This window comes from Serratia fonticola (genome assembly GCF_001006005.1).
GTDB classification, from domain to species: Bacteria; Pseudomonadota; Gammaproteobacteria; order Enterobacterales; family Enterobacteriaceae; genus Chania; species Chania fonticola.
On the sequence record NZ_CP011254.1, the window covers coordinates 3,075,196 to 3,094,426 of the forward strand.

Annotated in this window: 19 protein-coding genes and 1 tRNA gene; 11 read left to right on the plus strand and 9 right to left on the minus strand. The window is 53.5% G+C overall.

Annotated elements, in window-relative coordinates; translation table 11 throughout:
* Window positions 1-10: 10 nt before the first annotated feature.
* Window positions 11-1,024: an MFS transporter gene (locus WN53_RS13605; RefSeq protein WP_024483650.1), complete on the plus strand. Its 1,014-nt coding sequence runs from the start codon at window positions 11-13 to the stop codon at window positions 1,022-1,024.
* A 112-nt stretch (window positions 1,025-1,136) separates the two neighbouring features.
* Here the strand turns inward: WN53_RS13605 and pepD are convergent, their stop codons facing one another.
* Window positions 1,137-2,597: a beta-Ala-His dipeptidase gene (gene pepD / locus WN53_RS13610; RefSeq protein ID WP_024483651.1), complete on the minus strand. Its 1,461-nt coding sequence runs from the start codon at window positions 2,595-2,597 to the stop codon at window positions 1,137-1,139.
* A gap of 337 nt (window positions 2,598-2,934) precedes the next feature.
* Here pepD and gpt point away from each other — a divergent pair, with 337 nt between their 5' ends.
* The 5 genes from gpt to proA all read left to right on the plus strand — a co-directional run bounded on the left by gpt (window position 2,935) and on the right by proA (window position 7,748).
* On the plus strand, window positions 2,935-3,393 hold the full coding sequence (gene gpt / locus WN53_RS13615) for a xanthine phosphoribosyltransferase (RefSeq protein ID WP_021805588.1): 459 nt from the start codon (window positions 2,935-2,937) through the stop codon (window positions 3,391-3,393).
* 167 nt (window positions 3,394-3,560) lie between these two features.
* On the plus strand, window positions 3,561-4,808 hold the full coding sequence (frsA, locus tag WN53_RS13620) for an esterase FrsA (RefSeq protein ID WP_024483652.1): 1,248 nt from the start codon (window positions 3,561-3,563) through the stop codon (window positions 4,806-4,808).
* Between the two features lie 60 nt (window positions 4,809-4,868).
* On the plus strand, window positions 4,869-5,270 hold the full coding sequence (gene crl / locus WN53_RS13625; RefSeq protein ID WP_024483653.1) for a sigma factor-binding protein Crl: 402 nt from the start codon (window positions 4,869-4,871) through the stop codon (window positions 5,268-5,270).
* 111 nt (window positions 5,271-5,381) lie between these two features.
* A complete protein-coding gene (proB, locus tag WN53_RS13630) occupies window positions 5,382-6,485 on the plus strand; it encodes a glutamate 5-kinase (protein WP_024483654.1) in 1,104 nt (367 codons plus the stop codon).
* A gap of 9 nt (window positions 6,486-6,494) precedes the next feature.
* Window positions 6,495-7,748, plus strand: a complete 1,254-nt coding sequence (gene proA / locus WN53_RS13635) for a glutamate-5-semialdehyde dehydrogenase (RefSeq protein ID WP_037411536.1) — start codon at window positions 6,495-6,497, stop codon at window positions 7,746-7,748.
* 97 nt (window positions 7,749-7,845) lie between these two features.
* On the opposite strand, the gene WN53_RS13640 is transcribed toward proA, so the two are convergent.
* From WN53_RS13640 to WN53_RS13650, 3 genes are all read right to left on the minus strand, one after another.
* Window positions 7,846-9,477, minus strand: coding sequence for a class I SAM-dependent methyltransferase (locus tag WN53_RS13640; RefSeq protein ID WP_024483656.1), 1,632 nt, complete (start codon window positions 9,475-9,477; stop codon window positions 7,846-7,848).
* Between the two features lie 10 nt (window positions 9,478-9,487).
* Window positions 9,488-9,745 (minus strand): YjhX family toxin, encoded by a 258-nt coding sequence (locus tag WN53_RS13645; RefSeq protein WP_024483657.1) that lies wholly within the window; start codon window positions 9,743-9,745, stop codon window positions 9,488-9,490.
* Between the two features lie 307 nt (window positions 9,746-10,052).
* On the minus strand, window positions 10,053-10,625 hold the full coding sequence (locus WN53_RS13650) for a DUF1349 domain-containing protein (RefSeq protein WP_024483658.1): 573 nt from the start codon (window positions 10,623-10,625) through the stop codon (window positions 10,053-10,055).
* 229 nt (window positions 10,626-10,854) lie between these two features.
* On the opposite strand from WN53_RS13650, the gene WN53_RS13655 reads away from it, so the two are divergent.
* Window positions 10,855-11,643 (plus strand): glycoside hydrolase family 16 protein, encoded by a 789-nt coding sequence (locus WN53_RS13655; RefSeq protein ID WP_024483659.1) that lies wholly within the window; start codon window positions 10,855-10,857, stop codon window positions 11,641-11,643.
* Between the two features lie 99 nt (window positions 11,644-11,742).
* On the opposite strand, the gene WN53_RS13660 is transcribed toward WN53_RS13655, so the two are convergent.
* Window positions 11,743-12,879 (minus strand): HlyD family secretion protein, encoded by a 1,137-nt coding sequence (locus tag WN53_RS13660; protein ID WP_024483660.1) that lies wholly within the window; start codon window positions 12,877-12,879, stop codon window positions 11,743-11,745.
* Window positions 12,880-12,883: 4 nt separating this feature from the next.
* Window positions 12,884-13,207: a DUF3302 domain-containing protein gene (locus WN53_RS13665; protein ID WP_024483661.1), complete on the minus strand. Its 324-nt coding sequence runs from the start codon at window positions 13,205-13,207 to the stop codon at window positions 12,884-12,886.
* A gap of 410 nt (window positions 13,208-13,617) precedes the next feature.
* Between WN53_RS13665 and WN53_RS13670 the strand changes: the two genes are divergently transcribed.
* Window positions 13,618-14,511, plus strand: a complete 894-nt coding sequence (locus WN53_RS13670) for a LysR family transcriptional regulator (RefSeq protein ID WP_024483662.1) — start codon at window positions 13,618-13,620, stop codon at window positions 14,509-14,511.
* Window positions 14,512-14,545: 34 nt separating this feature from the next.
* On the opposite strand, the gene WN53_RS13675 is transcribed toward WN53_RS13670, so the two are convergent.
* Window positions 14,546-15,535 carry an aldo/keto reductase gene (locus WN53_RS13675; RefSeq protein WP_024483663.1) on the minus strand — a complete coding sequence of 330 codons (990 nt, stop codon included), beginning with the start codon at window positions 15,533-15,535 and terminating at the stop codon, window positions 14,546-14,548.
* 20 nt (window positions 15,536-15,555) lie between these two features.
* On the opposite strand from WN53_RS13675, the gene WN53_RS29035 reads away from it, so the two are divergent.
* Window positions 15,556-15,690 carry a hypothetical protein gene (locus WN53_RS29035; protein ID WP_261464907.1) on the plus strand — a complete coding sequence of 45 codons (135 nt, stop codon included), beginning with the start codon at window positions 15,556-15,558 and terminating at the stop codon, window positions 15,688-15,690.
* Between the two features lie 51 nt (window positions 15,691-15,741).
* On the opposite strand, the gene WN53_RS13680 is transcribed toward WN53_RS29035, so the two are convergent.
* Window positions 15,742-16,281: a phospholipase D family nuclease gene (locus tag WN53_RS13680; protein WP_024483664.1), complete on the minus strand. Its 540-nt coding sequence runs from the start codon at window positions 16,279-16,281 to the stop codon at window positions 15,742-15,744.
* Between the two features lie 159 nt (window positions 16,282-16,440).
* Between WN53_RS13680 and WN53_RS13685 the strand changes: the two genes are divergently transcribed.
* Both WN53_RS13685 and WN53_RS13690 read left to right on the plus strand, forming a co-directional pair.
* Window positions 16,441-16,513, plus strand: a tRNA-Glu gene (locus WN53_RS13685).
* 252 nt (window positions 16,514-16,765) lie between these two features.
* Entirely contained in the window at window positions 16,766-17,362 is a 597-nt protein-coding gene (locus WN53_RS13690) for a hypothetical protein (protein ID WP_024483665.1), read from the plus strand.
* Window positions 17,363-17,416: 54 nt separating this feature from the next.
* Here the strand turns inward: WN53_RS13690 and fadK are convergent, their stop codons facing one another.
* Window positions 17,417-19,057, minus strand: coding sequence for a medium-chain fatty-acid--CoA ligase (fadK, locus tag WN53_RS13695; protein ID WP_024483666.1), 1,641 nt, complete (start codon window positions 19,055-19,057; stop codon window positions 17,417-17,419).
* Window positions 19,058-19,231 lie beyond the last annotated feature (174 nt).

Genomic DNA, 19,231 nt, shown 5'->3' on the forward strand with positions numbered 1-19,231 from the left:
AGAGTTAAAAATGGACGTGATTCAGCAAAAACCGGTCACAAGATGGACATGGGCCGATTTACAAAGCAGCTATCGATTTTGGGGCCTGGTTGTTTATTTCACCGCGATTGTGACTAGCCAATATCTCTTTAATGCCTATTCGGCACTCTATATCCGGCAAACCGCAGATTTACCGATCTCGATGATTGGGGTCGCAGTGGGATTACAACAGGTTGGCATGCTGTTTGGAGCCTTGTTGGCCTGGATGGCCAGCCGGATGAAAAGCTATTATTTGCTGTATCTCTTTAGCGGGCTGTATTTGTTTGGCCTATTTTTGTTCTGCTTTTATACCAACAATCAGTTTTTGATGATGGCGGGAGAGGTCCTGATAGGGATGGGGCTAGGGGCTATCATGCTGATCGTTCCGGCCTTTATCGCAGGGGCCGTTGGCAGCGTAGAGGCATTTGTGCTGTCATTTGGCCTGATGGTGACGCTAAAAATGGTGTTTGGCTCAGCCATCATGGCGATATCCGGATGGCTTTTTGATATGGAGCGGTTATTTTCCAGCCCGGAGTACTTCTTTACCCTGCTATCGGTCCCCGTCATTATCGGGACACTGTTCCTGCTGCCGCTTAAGGCCTGTTTATTTAATGGCGAGCCGCCAGTACGGCAAGCAATACCACAGCCGATTAAATACCGCGATCCTGCCGTGACTTTCCTGCTGTTTTTGGTGCCGTTTTACAATATTTACTGGCTGGTAAAAATCCACGGGGAGATCAGAAATTACACCCAATCCGCGGCTCTGCTAACGCCCAGAGGGGCTGGATGGTCGGCTTTTGTTACCGCCTTTGTCACGCCGGCGATATTTTCCACGCTTAACGACAATCTACGCGCCATCATTGAAAGTCATGGGCAAACCGCAAGGTATAAAACTTGGCTGATTATCCTGTTTGCTTTCCTGTTACCGCCGGTTAGTGCGGCGTTGATACAGTCGCAGATGAATGAGATCAATGGCAATCTGGCTAACAGAGAAACGCAATCCTAAAACCGAAACGCAATGCTGATAAGTAGGGGCGCTGCATGCCGCGCCCCAGGATGTTAGGCCGGTAGATTTTACCAACAGTTTCAGGGCCCAGGGTTGAACTGGGCCCAACATCTTATCCGCGCTCAGGGATCGCTTTCAGCAGGGCGGTCAGCAGCGTCCAGTATTGGCCAACGCTGGCGATATGCACTTGCTCATCCGGCGAGTGTGGCCCGGTGATGGTCGGCCCAATCGACACCATATCCATCTCTGGGTAAGGCTTCTTGAACAAACCACACTCCAGCCCGGCGTGGATCACCATGATGTTCGGCGTCTTGTTGAACAGCTTCTGGTAGGTTTCACGCACCAGTTGCATTACCGGCGAGTTAGCATCTGGCTGCCAGCCTGGGTAGCCGCCTTTCGGTGCCACTTTGGCGTTGGCCAGTTGGCCCACGGCGGTCAGCATATCCACCACATAGTCTTTACCGCTGTCGATCAGGGAGCGGATCAGGCAAATGATCTCGGCTTCATGCTCGCTGGTGGTCACCACACCGACGTTCAGCGAAGTTTCTACCACGCCTTTCACTTCGTCGCTCATGCGGATCACACCGTTAGGCGTACCGTTGAGCAGTGCCACAAAGCGGCTCTGGCTGTCTGCGGTTAACGCTTGCAAAGCGGTGGTGGCTGGTTCAAGCAGAACGGTAATGTTCTTCTCTTTGGCAGACAGTTCGTTTTGCAGCGTAGCCAGGAACTGCTGGCTCAGGGTTTTCAGCGCATCGGCTTTGGCGGCCGGAACGGCTACTATGGCAGAAGCTTCACGTGGGATGGCATTACGCAGCGTACCGCCGTTCAGCTCCAGCAGGCGCAGATTCAGCTCTGGCGTGTGGGCAAACAGGAAACGAGCCAGCAGCTTGTTGGCGTTGCCCAGGCCGTGATGGATATCGGCACCGGAGTGGCCGCCTTTCAACCCTTTCAGGGTCAGCTTCAGCGTTTGGTAACCGGCTGGCAGTGCTTCACGTTGCAGCGGCAGGGTGGTGATGAAATCGATCCCCCCAGCGCAGCCCATGTAGATTTCGCCTTCCTCTTCGGAGTCGGTGTTGATCAGGATGTCGGCTTGTAACCAGTTTGGCTGCAGGCCAAAGGCACCGTCCATACCGGCTTCTTCCGTCATGGTCAGCAGCACTTCCAGCGGGCCATGCTCTACGCTGTCATCGGCCAGCACCGCCAGCGCAGACGCCATACCGATGCCGTTATCGGCACCCAGCGTGGTACCGCGAGCCTTGATCCATTCGCCGTCGATATAAGGCTGGATCGGGTCTTTGGTGAAATCGTGAACCGTATCGTTGTTCTTCTGTGGCACCATATCCAGGTGCGCTTGCAGCGCCACCGGCTTGCGGTTTTCCATGCCTTTGGTGGCAGGTTTACGCAGCAGAATATTGCCGACCTGGTCGCGCTCGGCATGCAGGTTCTTTTCTTTGGCCCAGTCGAGGATGTGCTGCGCTAGCGCTTCTTCATGGTAAGAAGGGTGCGGGATTGAGCAGATCTTGGCAAAAATATCCCACAGCGGCTGTGGCGAAAGTTGAGACAATTCAGACACTATAAGTCTCCTGTGACAGCATTTTCAGCAAGGAGTGAATGCTGTGCGGTTAGGGTGAGTGGCTATCTGTGCTTCAGGCACGTGAGCCTGAGAATATCATTTTATTTGCGGCTGTGCGCGCCCCGTATAACGCTGTTTATCGGCTTGGGCTCCCCGTTTTACGGGCGGTTGCGCAGATAAGCCACGCGGCTCGCCACAAAGATATTCACAGGAAAAACGCATCAACTCCTCGGTTCAACTGGTATTCGTGGCGCGCAGTCTCTATAATCTCGCGCAACCTTTTTTCCCCCTGAACTACTGAGTAAGCCACATCTATTGCTGGCTGGGACACCATTCTATGAGCGAAAAATACGTTGTTACCTGGGATATGTTGCAAATGCAAGCGCGCAAACTGGCTCACCGCCTGCTGCCTGCCGATCAATGGAAAGGCATCATTGCCGTAAGCCGTGGCGGCCTGGTGCCTGCTTCGCTGCTGGCTCGTGAGCTGAGCATCCGTTATGTGGATACCGTCTGCATCTCCAGCTATGACCATGACAACCAACGCGAAATGAAGGTGCTCAAGCGCGCCGAGGGCGATGGTGAAGGCTTTATCGTTGTTGACGATTTAGTGGATACCGGCGGCACCGCCAAAGCGATCCGCGACATGTACCCGAAAGCCCATTTCGTGACCATCTTCGCCAAGCCTGCTGGCCGCCCACTGGTTGACGATTACGTGGTTGATATCCCGCAGGACACTTGGATCGAGCAGCCTTGGGATATGGCGGTGACCTTCGTGCCACCGATCGGCGGCCGTTAATCAGCCCCTGCTTCAAACGCCCGGCAATACCGGGCGTTGTTGTTTATACAGCGGTTTCGTCAAATTCGGTAAATTCCCCGCCTTCTACCCCCAGAGTTAGGTACACTAACACCTAGATATCCCGGCTATTCAAGCCTTGATGTAAGTCTCAGGAGGCTGTTGTTACCATGGCACAGGCCAACCTTTCCGAAGTACTGTTCAAACCTTCCTTTAAACATGTCGAAACCTCGACGTTAGTCACCCGTGCCCATCATGCGGTAGGTGCTGATATGCACTCTGCGTTGGAGGGTGACACCGACGGCAACTGGTATCGCATGCTCAATCATCTGCTGTGGACCTGGCGCGGCACCGATCCGTTGGAAATCAGCGAAGTGTTGGCGCGCATTGCGGCCTCCAACGCAGAGCATAGCGACGATCACCTGCTGGATACCGTGATCGGTTACCGAAACGGCAACTGGATCTACGAGTGGGTACGCCAGGGGATGCTGTGGCAGCAGCGGGCATTGGAGCAACAAGATCCGCTGGTCGGCGGGCAGTATTGGCTGAATGCCGCCAATCTCTACAGCATTGCCGGTTACCCGCATCTGAAAGGGGATGAGCTGGCCGAACAGGCAGAGGTGCTTTCCAATCGCGCCTATGAAGAGGCCGCACTGCTGTTGCCATACCAGCTCAAAGAGCTGGAGTTCGCCATTGAGGGGGGCAGCTCCATCACCGGCTTCCTGCATATGCCAGATAACGGCCAGGCACCGTACCCAACGGTACTGATGTGCGGCAGCCTGGATACTTTGCAGACCGATTACCACCGCCTGTTCCGTGATTATCTGGCGCCGCACGGTATAGCAATGCTGACCATCGATATGCCGTCTATCGGTTCATCCTATAAGTGGAAGCTGACGCAAGACTCCAGCTTCCTGCACCAGCAGGTGTTGGCTCAACTGCCTTCCGTGCCTTGGGTTGACCATACGCGTGTCAGCGCCTTCGGCTTCCGCTTTGGTGCCAACGTGGCGGTGCGCCTGGCTTATCTGGAGTCGCAGCGTTTGCGCGGTGTAGCCTGCGTAGGGCCGGTGGTGCATAGCCTGCTGTGTGAGTTGAAATGCCAGGACCACGTGCCGGATATGTATATGGACGTGCTGGCCAGCCGCATGGGCATGGCCAACGCCTCTGACAGCGTGTTGAAAACCGAGCTGAACCGCTACTCCCTGAAAACCCAGGGGCTGCTGGGCCGCCGCTGCCCAACGCCGATGCTGGCCGCCTATTGGGATGACGATCCGCTCAGCCCAAAAGAAGAGTCGCAGCTGATCGCGTCTTCTTCACTGAACGGCAAACTGCTCGCCATCCCGCGTACGCCGGTTTATCAGAGTTTCCATCAATCCTTACTGCAAATTTGTGATTGGCTAAGAGATAAAATGCGCTAACTAGTTGCTAATTTTTAACAGTTTGTTAAAAAGGGTGGACTACATTGTGGAGGTTGAAAAATGACGCTACCGAGTGGCCACCCTAAAAGCCGACTAATGAAACGCTTTGCCAGCCTGGGCCCTTACCTGCGCGAAGGGCAATGTGAGAACGACCGCTTTTTCTTTGACTGCCTGGCGGTCTGCGTCAACGTCAAGCCTGCGCCGGAAAAACGTGAGTTCTGGGGCTGGTGGATTGAACTGCAGGCCGATAAATCCCGTTTCACTTATAGCTACCACTTTGGTCTGTTTGACAAGGAAGGGCATTGGAACGAGGAAAAGATTAAAGATGCTGAAGTGAAAGAGAAGCTGGAAACCACGCTGCGCGTGTTCCATCGTCGGCTGGGTGAACTGCTGACCACCATGGAACTGAAGCTGGAACCTGCTGATGATTTCAACGAGCAGCCGATAAAACTCTCCGCCTAAATCAATTCCCCCGCATATTTACGCCGAAATCGCGTTGTGCCTGTTGGCATAACGCGTCTCTCCTGTTACAACGTCATTTGCATTCCTTTTAACTCCAACGGCAGAACTATTATGAACGGCAGCCAGACATTGGTTGTGAAATTGGGCACCAGCGTGTTGACCGGCGGTTCGCTGCGTCTGAACCGTGCCCATATTGTCGAACTGGTGCGCCAATGCGCCCAGCAACATGCAGCGGGCCACCGCATCGTTATTGTGACCTCCGGGGCGATTGCTGCCGGGCGTGAACACCTGGGCTACCCCGAGCTGCCCGCCACCATCGCTTCCAAGCAGTTGCTGGCGGCGGTGGGGCAGAGCCGGCTGATCCAGCTGTGGGAACAGCTGTTCTCGATCTATGGCATTCATATCGGGCAGATGCTGCTGACCCGTGCCGATCTGGAAGACCGAGAGCGCTTCCTCAATGCGCGCGACACCATGACCGCGCTGCTGGATAACCGTATCGTTCCGGTGATTAATGAGAACGATGCGGTCGCCACCGCAGAAATCAAAGTTGGTGACAACGATAACCTGTCTGCACTGGCTGCCATTTTGGCCGGGGCCGATAAACTGCTGCTGCTGACCGATCAGCAGGGCTTATATACCGCTGACCCGCGTAATAACCCGGAAGCTGAGCTGATCCGTGAAGTGCACGGCGTTGACGATGCGCTGCGAGCCATTGCGGGCGACAGCGTTTCCGGTTTGGGTACCGGCGGAATGGGCACCAAACTACAGGCGGCCGACGTGGCCTGTCGCGCGGGCATTGATGTGATTATCGCAGCCGGTAGCAAGCCAGGCGTGGTCGCCGATGTGATTGAAGGCAACCCGGTAGGTACCCGCTTCCATGCGCTGGAAACCCCGTTGGAGAACCGCAAGCGCTGGATCTTCGGTGCACCGCCTGCGGGCGAGATCACCGTTGACGATGGGGCGGTAGAAGCGATGATGGCCCGTGGCAGTTCACTGCTGCCGAAGGGCATCCGCGATGTTAAAGGTGATTTCTCACGTGGTGAGGTGATCCGCATCCGTAATTTGGCGGGACGCGATCTGGCTCATGGCGTCAGCCGTTATAACAGCGATGCCATGCGCATGATCGCCGGGCACCACTCGCAGCAAATCAGCGAGATCCTGGGCTATGAATATGGCCCGGTGGCCGTGCATCGCGACGATATGATCGTAAGTTAAGGAGTGAACATGCTCGAGCAGATGGGGAAAGCCTCCAAACAGGCTTCCTGGCAGTTGGCGGTACTGAGCACGGCGAAAAAGAACCAGGTGTTGGCGGTGATGGCCGACATGCTGGAAGCCCGCAGCGAAGAGATTCTACAGGCGAATGAGCAGGATATGGCGCAGGCGCGTGCCACCGGGATGAGTGAAGCCCTGTTGGATCGCCTGCTGCTCACTCCGGCGCGTCTGGCGGCGATCGCCAATGACGTACGCCAGGTCTGCCGTCTCAGCGATCCGGTTGGCCACGTGCTGGACGGCAATCTGCTGGACAGCGGCTTGAAGCTGGAGCGCCGCCGTGTGCCGCTCGGGGTAATTGGCGTGATCTATGAAGCGCGCCCCAACGTCACTATCGACGTCGCCAGCCTGTGCTTGAAAACCGGTAATGCGGTGATCTTGCGTGGCGGTAAAGAGACCCACCACACCAATCAGGCGACGGTGAAAGTGATCCAGCAGGCGCTGGAACAGTGCGGCCTGCCAGCGGCGGCGGTGCAGGCGATCGAAAGCCCGGATCGTGAGTTGGTGAATGAACTGCTGCGAATGGATCGCTATGTAGACATGCTGATCCCGCGCGGTGGTGCTGGGCTGCATAAGCTGTGTCGCGAACAATCGACCATTCCGGTGATCACCGGTGGTATCGGCGTGTGCCATATCTATGTAGACGACAGTGTAGACTATGACAAGGCGCTGACCGTCATCGAAAACGCCAAGATACAGCGGCCAAGCGCCTGTAACTCGGTCGAAACCCTGCTGGTTAACCGGACTATCGCTAACAGCTTCCTGCCTGCATTGAGCGCGCGTATGGCCGCCGTTGGGGTGACGTTGCACGCCAGCGATAACGCCATGCCGTTGTTGCAGGAAGGACCAGCGAAGGTGGTTGCGGTTGCTGCGGAAGATTACGATGACGAATGGCTATCGTTGGATTTGAACGTGACGCTGGTGGACGATATCGATCAGGCCATCGATCATATTCGCACCCACGGCACCAGCCATTCCGATGCCATTCTGACGCGCTCGCTGAGCAACGCCGAGTATTTTGTCCGCGCGGTGGATTCTTCAGCGGTATACGTCAATGCCAGCACCCGCTTTACCGACGGTGGCCAGTTTGGTTTGGGCGCGGAAGTCGCGGTCAGCACCCAGAAACTGCACGCCCGTGGCCCGATGGGGCTGGACGCGCTGACCACCTATAAGTGGATTGGCTACGGCGACGATTTGGTGCGCAGCTAGGTTTTCCGCTAGCCAGATTTGAACGATATTTAAGGGCGCAGTGTGTAGATACTGCGCCCTTGTTGTTTCTGGCTATTGGCTCACTTGCGGCTTTTGATCATCGAGCCATCAAAGCAAACACTCCCCAGCCAAGGTATTCACGCGTGTACACCACGTGTCGTTTAGGCTCTGTCGTTAACTGCGTCCGGACTTGCTCCGCCATGTCATCGTCGGGGTTTGCCTCTAACCACCGGCGCATCGTCAGCCACATGGCCGCGACGTACCTATCCCAACCTTCCTGGTCTGCCAACACCATTTCCACAACGTCGTAGCCGAGTGTGTCGAAGGAGGTGACAAGATCTGCCAGGGGGAGAAAATCGGCGAGGGCAGTGGCACCACACTCTTTAGCAATCTCTTCCGTCGGTGGCATCAGACGCCAGTAAGGTTCACCGATCAGCAGGAGCCCGCCAGTCTTGACGCTTTTGCTCAGTAGCTCAATTGTCCCGGCGACGCCTCCAGCAATCCAGGTGGCACCGACGCAGGCCGCCACATCACATTTTTCATCGGCTACATAACCGGCAGCGTCGTTATGGATAAAGTCGACGCGTTCGGCGACACCGAGCTCCTCTGCTCGCAGTTTGGCCTGCTGAGTAAATAACGGACTCATGTCGATACCAGTACCGATGATGTTGTAATCGCGTGCCCAGGTGCAGAGCATCTCCCCCGAACCGCTGCCGAGATCGAGCACTCGTGCGCCCGGTTCCATACGTAACACTGCGCCGAGAGTGGCGTACTTCTCGGGCGTGAACGGGTTATGAATGCGGTGAGCACTTTCGCAGATAGTGAAAATACGTGGGATATCCAATGCAGAATTCCTTTCATTGATTTGTGTCGTGTCAGAGGTTGCTGTCATCGTTTTTTCTGCCAGCAGGGCAATCAGCTTTCCTTCGAACGTTTCGCTGGCTGGCCATGCTGTACTATCCGGCCCGGGGAGCACGGTGAGGCCGTTATCACCGATCAGGCGGAGATATTCTTCATCGTGCCAGGCCGTCATTTGGTTACCAAAACGAGTGGCGTCACCATTCTCTTCGATGGCCCAGAACAACGTTGAGCTGGTCTGCGCTGTTTCATCCCAGGCGTGTTCCGTCAACAGCAAGTGAGGTCTGGCGAGAAACAGCCCCTGCGGACAGCGTTGCCAGCTCGGTGCGGCCATGCCCTGACGCTTTACTTCATCAAAGGTATGTACTTCTGCCAGCAGCTTGCCTCCTGGAACTAACCACTGCGCACAACGGCTAAGTAAGGTACGGGCGTCCACCGAGCTGAAGACATTCAGTTCACCAAAGGTCATCATGATGAAATCAAACGGCTGGGCCGGGGAATATGTCCGCACATCCTGTTGCAGGTACTCAATGTCTAATCCTGCCGCCTCTGCCTGCTGACGGGCATAGGTGATAGATGCCGGAGAGAAATCCACGCCGGTACAGCGAAAGCCGCGCTCTGTAAGCATGCGGGTGTAAAAGCCGGGGCCGCAGCCGAGATCGAGAATGCGTGCGCCTGCTGGGAGCTGGCTGGCGATCCATGCCACCTGCCGCTCAATGACCGGTAGCTTCCGGCTGGCCCAGTTGTGCTCCTGTGACAAGTGGTTCTCCAACATGCGCTGGCTAAACGCCGGATCGTCCCAGGGGATTTTGCTTTCATCTGGCGACAGTTTTATGGGGTGGGAGCCAGAAATAATCGTGTTGATGTCCATCACACTCTCCTTAGCGGTTGTCCAACTGGGCGCGAACGTTGTTCAGCCCGCTGGTATTGATGCGGTACGGTTGTCCATTGACGGACTTGATCAGCTTTTTGGTTTTGAGTTTTTTGAACACGGCTAGCGTGCAGTCGCTGAGCAGCAGCCCTTCACGGCTGTAGCATTCAACGGAGGTGACGCGGCCGGATGTATCGCGGACGTGCGCAATACGTCCACCTTTGGCGAGAACGTGTAAGGTACGTTGTTCCTGACGGGATAAATTCATGCTGAAAAACCTGTTAATCATCATGTGCAAAACGTGCAAACACACAGCGGTGTCCGCATTCGATTTCGGCGCATTGATAATCAGTCCGGCCTGAAAAGGTCGGGAAGCTGACTATCGGATGATTACATTCTCCAGCATCAAAGCCTCGGTATGAGTTGAAAGGGTTTTACGGCGGGAATAGTAACACACATTGTTTGTATGGAAATAAGCTGACACTGAAAAGTGTGATCCTTGCTACATCAGCGTTAATGTTGTCGCGCGGGCAGTGAAGGCGATCCAGCATACTGAATCGCACAGACTCGAACGATTAGCTTAGGTCATGCAAGGCTTTATCCACCGGTGGAGTCAGCGTGATATTCAGGAAGTCCACCGATAACCCACGACGTTCAGGCGTGCAGCACATCACACCGATTTTCGCTGCGCCTTGCGGAAAGTAACATAAGCGTAGCAGCGGCCAGTGATGACCCTCCATTGAGTACTGTAATCGCAGGCTGTTGCCTTTGCGGGTCAAGCGAAGCCAGAACTCACGTGGATCCCCCGCAAAGGTGCCGGTTGCCCAGTCTGAGTTCTCCAGCGTCAGCACGCTGCCTATTGCGGGTGCGCCGTCGTTAAACTCAATACCGGCTTTAAGCCAGTGCTGGTCATCGGTCATGAACATGATCCCGGCCTGGTCATACAGCGTGGTGAAGTCCGCACAGACCTTTACCTGAAAAGTGAAGTCTTCAATGACGTCGGTGGCGAAGATGTGCCCTGAAAAACGCTCAAACCCGTACCAGGTTTTTTGCCAGAAGTCGGTTTTGTCATTTGTGACAACGCTTAACTTGCCGTTATCGCACTGCCATTGTTTGGGTTCATTAATCCAGTAAAAGGAATCAAGCATCAGGCCTCCCAGGGGCAAGAAATACACGTTTGTCTGCCGGAAATCAGTTTACGCCTTTGTCGATACAATGACTCCCCCAAAGCCCATAGTCTTTCAGCGTTATGATGCGCCAGATCAGCGTCAAAAATTGGACTATCGCTATGATTATCGCCCATTGGTTAACCGAAGCGGCTTTTTTAACCAACACATAAATTCTGAAGAAATATTGTTATATTTCAGGTGGATAATAATGAAAATTGCAAACCAAAAAATCATTGATGGGAAAAAATACCAGCTGGAATTTTATGATGGGTTTGATCTCGGTTATCTCGATGAGTCACATTGGCTTCCCTACTATCTACCGCAGTGGAGTAGCCGGGAGTTATCCTCACCCAGATTCGAGTTCTCTGAAAACGGGTTTTCACTTAATATCGAGCAAGATCAAAAGCCTTGGTGTCCGGAGTTTAATGGAGAAGTGAGAGTGTCTTCTTTGCAAACCGGTGTTTACTCTGGCCCGGTGGGGTCATTACTTGGCCAGCATCGCTTTTCGCCAGACTGCCGGGTACGCCAAGCACAGGTGGCTGAGAAAAAATATCTGCCAAAGTATGGCTATTTCGAACTGCGAGCCAAATGCCCTATTGCAGCAAGCAATGTCGCGGCGCTCTGGATGATAGGTTACGAAGATCTCCCCGAACGGTCTGCGGAGATTTGCCTCTTCGAGCTTAAGGGTAAGAATATCTGTGACGGCTACTCTCTGATTGGTTATGGGGTTCATCCCTTTGGCGATACCCGCATTAGGGAAGAATTCTATGAGGAGCCTGTTGAGATTGATGTGACTCTATTCAACACTTACGCCATTGCATGGACGGAAAACAAGATTGATTTCTTTATCAATGATCGAAAAGTGAGAACCATCAGTCAATCACCTGATTATGAAATGCAGCTGATGTTAAATCTTTATGATCTTGAAAATAGCAACGCTGAAAATATGCGTTTCTTTATCGACTATGTTGCCGGGTTCCGCAGTAACGACTTTTGAAGCCAAGCACCATCGCCCTTTCCTTAGGGCGTGGTTTGCCATTGTCGACACCAGCGTTGCAACAAGGTCCGCTCTTGCTGCCCATTCAGCCACACGGGATCAATGATCAAGATAGAGATAGTGCATCCAGCTTGTCATGCGTAACAGCACCTTACGCATCACGGAAACATGGGTAAAGTGGTCGGAATACACCGCCACCTGGGCAAATATCCCATCTGGCAAGGCATCAACATCCGCATTCGGCTCTAACTCAATCACCGCCAGTACGCCATCGGAGCCCGGTATCATGCTCAGTGATTGCAGGGTTCCCTGCGCCTGATACGTCCCGCTGGGAACGACGGGAAGTATGCTGGTCAGTCTCCCCTGAAATACCTGGCCAGGTAGCGCATTGAAGACGATCTCGGCTTGATCGCCCGATTTCAGGCGTAACAGCGAATTTTGTCTGAATTGCGCGATGATTTGCCGTTTTTGTTGTGGGATAAACACCATTACCGGGCGCAGTGGCAGTGCCGCTGCGTAAGTTCCTGGGCGGATAAGCACCTGGGTCACATAGCCATCACTGGGAGCGCGCACCACGGTCTGCTCGAGATTATATTTGGCTTCCGTTAACTGGGCTCGGAGGCTGACTATCTGCGACTGTTCTCCGTTGACGACGCTGTTTAATTGGCTTTTAATCTGTGCCTGTTCAGCCAATGAGCTTTTCACCAGCGCATCCTGTGCCAAAAAATTTTGCCTGGCGTTATCAATGTCGCTTTCGGAGAACGGGTTTACCTTTGCCCGGCTCCCTCTAAGATAGCGCTGGTAGTCTTTATATAAACGATCGCGTTCGGCAATGATCCCCGAGGTATGGGCGACGGCTTCATCTAATTGCCCCTGGAGCACCTGGATGCTATGGATTGCCGTCATTAAATCGGCCTGTAGCCTATCGACACGTGCCTGGTATCGGGTGGGTTCTATTTTAAATAGTACGTCACCTTTTTTTATAAAGGTATTCTGTTTACCAGTAACCTCACTGACAATGCCAGTCACCTGCGGTGTGATGGGAATGGAAACTACGGCCTTTTGCGCCTGAAAAGTATAAGGGTGATTATAATTCATTAATAAAATCAGAGCGCCCACTAAAACAACGCCCCCCAATGCTGCGGTAGGGACCGTCCATTTGTTTACCGGAATTTTAAATATTTTGAATATGCCATAGGCCAACGCGACATAAGTAAGAATAATGAGCAAGTCCATGGAGTTACTCCGCAGAAGGTGTTTTGGTTTCGCCGATGCTTTGTTCCAGCTCGGTTATTCTTTGCTCTAAGCGGGCAAATGAATCTTGCTGGCCTTGCATGCCCCAACCGCGCTCTGGCCGGTACAACGTGGCCCATATCCATAAAAAAGGCCATATCACATGCAGAGTAAACAAACTGACCCAACCCGCAACATGGATCGCGTCCGCATGCGGATGATTGCGTGCTTTTGCAATCAGATAAGGAATGTCATGGAGAATAATGATCCCGTAAAAAATGACGAGGAAGACAACAATGAGTACGCCTAACGCAAAGTAATTTAGGAACATGGTGGCCTCGGCTAAGCAAACGAACCCGACGGATGAGGTAAGAGCGCTATGGGTTGCGCCACCTTGTCTGTTAGGTGTGTATTAGTGGGTTATCATCGACGTAGTGGATAATAATTTATGAATAATGATATTTTTCATCTACTTTGGCAGTACAGGCCGAAAATGACATGTGAGGAGATAAAACACCAACGGCAATGCTAAAAGGATGTTTTTTCATATGTCTTCTCGGAAGAGTGGGGTCAGTTCATAAAATATAGCACCATCCAAAAAATCTGGTGGCACGAGAACGTTTTTGTTGGAGTGTTATCAACAACCTTTGTCGGCAACGGGGCTAAAATGGTAGTGTCCATGAATCAATTTCATAAGTTCGGTTCGCACTGGCAAGGTTTACGTCAACCAAGGAAATACGCATGCTGAAAGAAAACTTCAATGAGCTACAGGTTTTTCTCGTCGTGGCGAGGGAGCGAAGTTTTACCAAAGCGGCGGGTAAGCTGGGTGTTTCACAGTCTGCACTCAGCCACGCTATAAAGGCGCTGGAGGAGCGTTTAAACCTGCGTCTGCTAACTAGAACCACTCGCAGCGTTGCCCCCACGGAGGCGGGTGAGCGGATCATTGCCTGTCTCGAACCCCGTATTGCAGACCTTGAACAGGAGTTGGAAGCCCTCGTTCAACTGAATGGTTCCGCTTCCGGTAATATCCGGCTTTCGGCGGGCGAGCACGCGGTGCGCAGCCTGCTATGGCCAAAGCTAAAGCCGTTTCTACGGCAATACCCGGAAATCAACGTTGAGCTGGTGGTGGATAACGGCTTTGTCGATATTGTCGAGGGGCGTTTCGATGCCGGAGTACGCCTTGGCGAAAGCGTCGATAAGGACATGGTTGCCGTGAAGATCGGCCCGGATATGCGCATGGTAGTGGTGGGGGCACCAGCGTATTTCGCTACAAACAGCATTCCGCAGACACCACATGAACTGCAGGATCATCGGTGCATTAATATGCGTTTACCTACCGCAGGCGGTTTATATCACTGGGAGTTTGAGAAAGCAGGTAAGCCGCTGCGCGTCAGGGTTGAGGGGCAACTGACGCTGAACTTGTTGTCGGAAAGAATAGACGCGGTGCTGTCAGGATTTGGCCTTGCCTGCGTGCCAGAGGATATGGTCCAGGGCTTGGTCAAATCCGGAGAACTCATTCAGGTGCTGCAAGAGTGGTGCCCTTCTTTCCCGGGTTACTACCTCTATTACCCAAGTAGAAAGCAGCATCCTCCCGCGTTTGCTCTTTTGATTGATGCGTTGCGTTATGGTGATTGAATGGCCTGCGGGAAACCGCAAGCCCGAGTAAACCTTAACGACCCACGCGAGCCTGTAAGGCGGCCGGATAACGTTCACCCACGATTTTCACCTTCTCCAGCGCTTGAGTAATCTTGTGCAAATCATTCTGGGAAAGAATGAGATCTGCGGCCCCCAGATTCTCTTCCAGCCGATGCAGTTTGGTTGTTCCTGGGATGGGGACAATCCACGGTTTTTGTGCCAGTAGCCAGGCCAGAGCAATTTGCGCTGACGTCACGCCTTTCTCTGCGGCAAGTATTGCCAGCAGGCTGACCAACTGCTCATTCGCTTCCAGTGCCTCTGCGGCAAAACGCGGCACCTTGCTGCGGAAATCATCTTCACCGAAGGTCGTGCCGGTCTTGATGGCTCCGGTCAAAAAGCCTTTTCCCAAGGGGCTGAATGGCACGAACCCAATACCTAACTCTTCCAGCACCGGCAGGATTTCCTGCTCAGGTTGGCGCCACCACATTGAGTATTCACTCTGTAGGGCGGTAACCGGCTGTACCGCATGAGCGCGGCGAATGGTTTGAACGCCAGCCTCTGACAGGCCGAAGTGTTTGACCTTGCCTTCAGCAATCAGATCTTTCACGGTGCCTGCAACATCTTCAATGGGCACATCGGGATCGACGCGGTGTTGATACAACAGATCGATCACGTCGGTTTTAAGCCTACGCAATGAGCCTTCCACCGCCTGGCGGATATGCTCCGGGCGACTGTTTAAAATCTGCTGTTTGTTGTCATCACCAAAGGTAAAGCCAAATTTAGTGGCGATCACGACCCGATCGCGCAAGGGTTTTAAGGCTTCGCCGACCACTTCTTCATTCAGATACGGGCCATAGACTTCGGCGGTATCGAAAAAGGTCACGCCACGCTCAACGGCTGCGCGGATCAGTTCAACGGCCTGACGCGTATCCGTTGCCGGGCCATAGCCGAAGCTCAACCCCATGCAGCCCAGGCCCAGTGCTGATACTTCCAGCCCGGACTTACCGAGATAACGTGTTTGCATTCGGGAGTTCCTCCAATTTTATGTCGTTAAACGTCGAGTTTGCGGCCGGTCACAGCAACATGGATGTTATCAACCAGCCGCTGCTGATGATGGTAGGCACTAAGGCGGATTCGCTATATATGACCGAAAGCGCGTTAAACTATGTTAGCGGGTAAAGGCAGGGAGATAATCGCGGATAATAGGATAAGCACTATGAATAGAATTCATCAATGTGGCAGTTTCGTGGCTTCAAGCCTCACTTTGTAAGGCAGGCCCAAATCCCAGCGGCTTTGCCAGTGTGCGATGAACTGCCTGGTAACGTCGGACATATGGCGCAGTACCACCACGTTTTCGCTATTTTGAGTTTCAGCTGAGGGAGCATAGTTAAACGAGCCGGTTTCCACCGTCTTGCCATCGACAATCATCGTCTTGTCGTGCTGAATATGATAATGCCCATCGATGCGTATCTGTATGCCGTGAGTGGCCGCGTAGTTAATTGCGGCCTGGCTGGCTTTGCCCTGATTCCGGCGTTTATCGACTACCACGCGCACCTCGACTCCCCGATTGTGCGCTGCTACCAGCGCCTGGGTGATATCTGGTGCCTGGAAAGAATAACCTATCATTTGGATTGACTGATGTGCGTGGCCAATAATGTTCAGCACCAACGCTCGCGCCGAACCCTCCGGCGAAAATCCTACCTGCACGTTAGGGGCTGCATTGACAGCGGTGGGCAAGGCGACGACAGCGATCAGCGCTAGCCGATTCATCCGGTATTTAAACAATTTTGTGCTCCACGGTGAACGCGGTAGGAATAACAAAGCGGGCCAGGTTCGGTGAGTTTAACTTGGTCGCAGGGGGCATTTCACGACTAAACTGGTTGATCAATTGACCTCTATCAAAATAGTCAACAGTATGTCATTTGGATGTCTGGTATAGCTCAGTGGTAGAGCAGTCGGCTCTCCATCCGACTGGACACAGGTTCGAGCCCTGTTGCCAGAGCCTTTCATTTCTCCTGTTGAAACCTATCAATTTTATTTGTTATTTCAGGGCTTGCGGCCACGGGGCGTGACAGCATTTTTGCTGTGCCTTTGCCCGAGGCATAAGTTTTGACTATCCTAACTGTGGTACGATTAGCGTGGTGATTCAATGCCATGTGGTTTAAATGCATGACTTCTTTTGCTAGTGATGAATGACTAGTAGAGAAATGCATTTCCGTTTGATTGACCATTGATAAATAAGGATAGTTGTATAATGAAAGTTATCCGCTCGTTGATTAAAGCCACCACCGCACTTTCCCTCCTGGCCATCAGTATCACTTCAGCCTATGCAGACGTTATCCCTCTGGCCGGAGAGGTCCAAACCGATCAGTTCGCTGCGAAAGTGGTTTCAGTCGACCAACAAAACCGTGTGGTGGTTTTGGCTGGGGCAGAAGGGCATAACGTCAGTTTTAAACTGACCGATCAGGCAAAGGATTTAACCCATTTAAAGGCGGGGGATACGATCCAAGCCACGATAGTGCGCTCGCGCATCGTTAAACTTGATACCGATCTGGATAAGGCTGCGCCGGCGATCACTAGCCTTTATGAAGAAAGCAACGCCACCAAGAACAATCCAAATCCTAACGTCAATGCCGTGCATCAGGTCAATCTGACCTTGAAAATCACGCATATTGATGTGAAAAAGCACGAGATCACCTTTGAAGGGCCAGCGGGGCGTCAGAAGGTCGTTTCTGTTGAAGATCCTGCTATCCAGGCGCGCATGAAAGATCTGAAAGTGAATCAGAGCGTCGTAGTGACCTATACTGATTTGCTTGATATACGTGCCGATCACACAAAGAAGTCAGATTGATAAAGCCTTAACCGGCTTCCTACCTTGGGGCGCAGCATACTGCGCCCACATAGATCAGCAATGAGCGACCTCTTCACCAAGACGCTGGATAATATCCTGACGTAGCAGGAACTTTTGTATCTTGCCCGAGGCGTTACGCGGTAGATTGTCCACCACCACCAGATGTTCCGGGTATTTGTATTTGGCGACCCGTTTGCGGCCAAAGAACGTGATGACCTCCTCCAGGGTGAGCGAACCGTAAGCGGCCTTTAGCACCACGTAGGCGCAGGATCTCTCCCCTAATCGTTCATCCGGCATGGCGACAATCGCGGCATCATGGATACGCGGATGTTGCATCAGAATATCCTCCACTTCGCGGCTGCTGATATTCTCCCCGCCGCGCACGATAATATCCTTCTTGCGGCCGGTGATTTTAATGTAGCCGTCAGCATCCATGCGGCACAGGTCACCGCTGTAGTACCAGCCATCCTCATCCAGCGCGCGGGCAGTCAGCTCGGGTTCATCCAGATACCCCATAAATACGTTGGGGCCACGCGAGGCCTCTTCGCCTTCTTCGCCGTTGGGGAGTGGGTTGCGCTCTTTATCCACCACTTTGATTTCTACCCCAGGTGCGGCAAAACCGTCGGTGTTGAGCACGCGGGAAAGGGGATCGTCCAGGTTGACCACCGCGTGGGGCGAACTTTCCGTTGAGCCGTAGACGCTGAGCAGTTTAATGCCCATTTGTAGGCAGTCCTGGGCAATTTTTTTCGGGATGGTGGTACCGCCACACAGGAAGAAGCGCAGCGATGAGATGTCATGTGGCTGCTGTTGCAGGGTGCATAACAGGTCATAGACAAAAGGCGTCGCTCCGAGCACGCAAGTACAGCGCTCTTGTTGCAGCAGGGCAAGGCAATCGAGTGGATTAAAGATATCCAGCAGGACGCTGCGTGCACCAATCAGAAAGGGGGCCGTGACGCCGTGCAAAAAACCGGTCGCATGCCCCAGCGGTGCGGGCATCAGGAAGGTATCCAGCCAGGTGAGATTGAGCCGCGCGCAGTAGGCACGCTCGCTAGCCAGAATATTGTTGTGCGTCAGCATCACGCCTTTGGGTTTGCCTTCGGTGCCGGAGGTGAACAGCACGGCGGCCAGTTCATCGCCATGCACGCTGATCGGTGTGGTCAGTGGCGGAGTATCCCGCAGCAACTGGCTAAGTGCAGGTGTTGCGGTTGCGGGGGATAGCTTGTCGACGGCAACGACCTCTAGCAGATCGGGAAGCTGATCCCGCAGCGGCAGGATGAGGTCAATTGGCCGGGTGTTTCTGAACGAGGTCGGCGCGAACAGCACCTTGGCCTGGCATTTGTTCAGCACCCAGACCAGCTCGGCCTCTCGCCAGGAGGGGAGCAGGGGAACGGAAACTGCCCCCGTTTTCAGGCAGGCCAGGTAGATCACGGTAAACTCACACCAGCCGGGAAGCTGAAATGCGACGCGGTCACCCGGTTGAATACCGCAGGAGATCAGCCATGTTGCCAAGCTACTTGCCGCGCGGTCGAGGGCGGCATAAGTGTAGGACGTCCCCCGATTGTCGATCACGGCAATCTTTTCCGGCATGGCCTGCAGGGTTTGATGCCAGTAATCGGCAAGCGAGGCGTCGCCCCAAAAACCCTGTTGCCGGTATTTGGCCCGGCGTTCGGGATTGAGTTTTATCGTGACACTCATTGGTTTATCTCTGTTCATTATTTCTGGGGGATGTTGAACTGTTCTGGTCCGGTAAACATTGCCCCTCACCCTAACCCTCTCCCACAGGGAGAGGGGACCGATCGAGCGTGTTTGAAATTGTAGTGACTCACCTTTGATGAGTGACGAGCGGTTTGCTGAGATGGTCTCTTTACT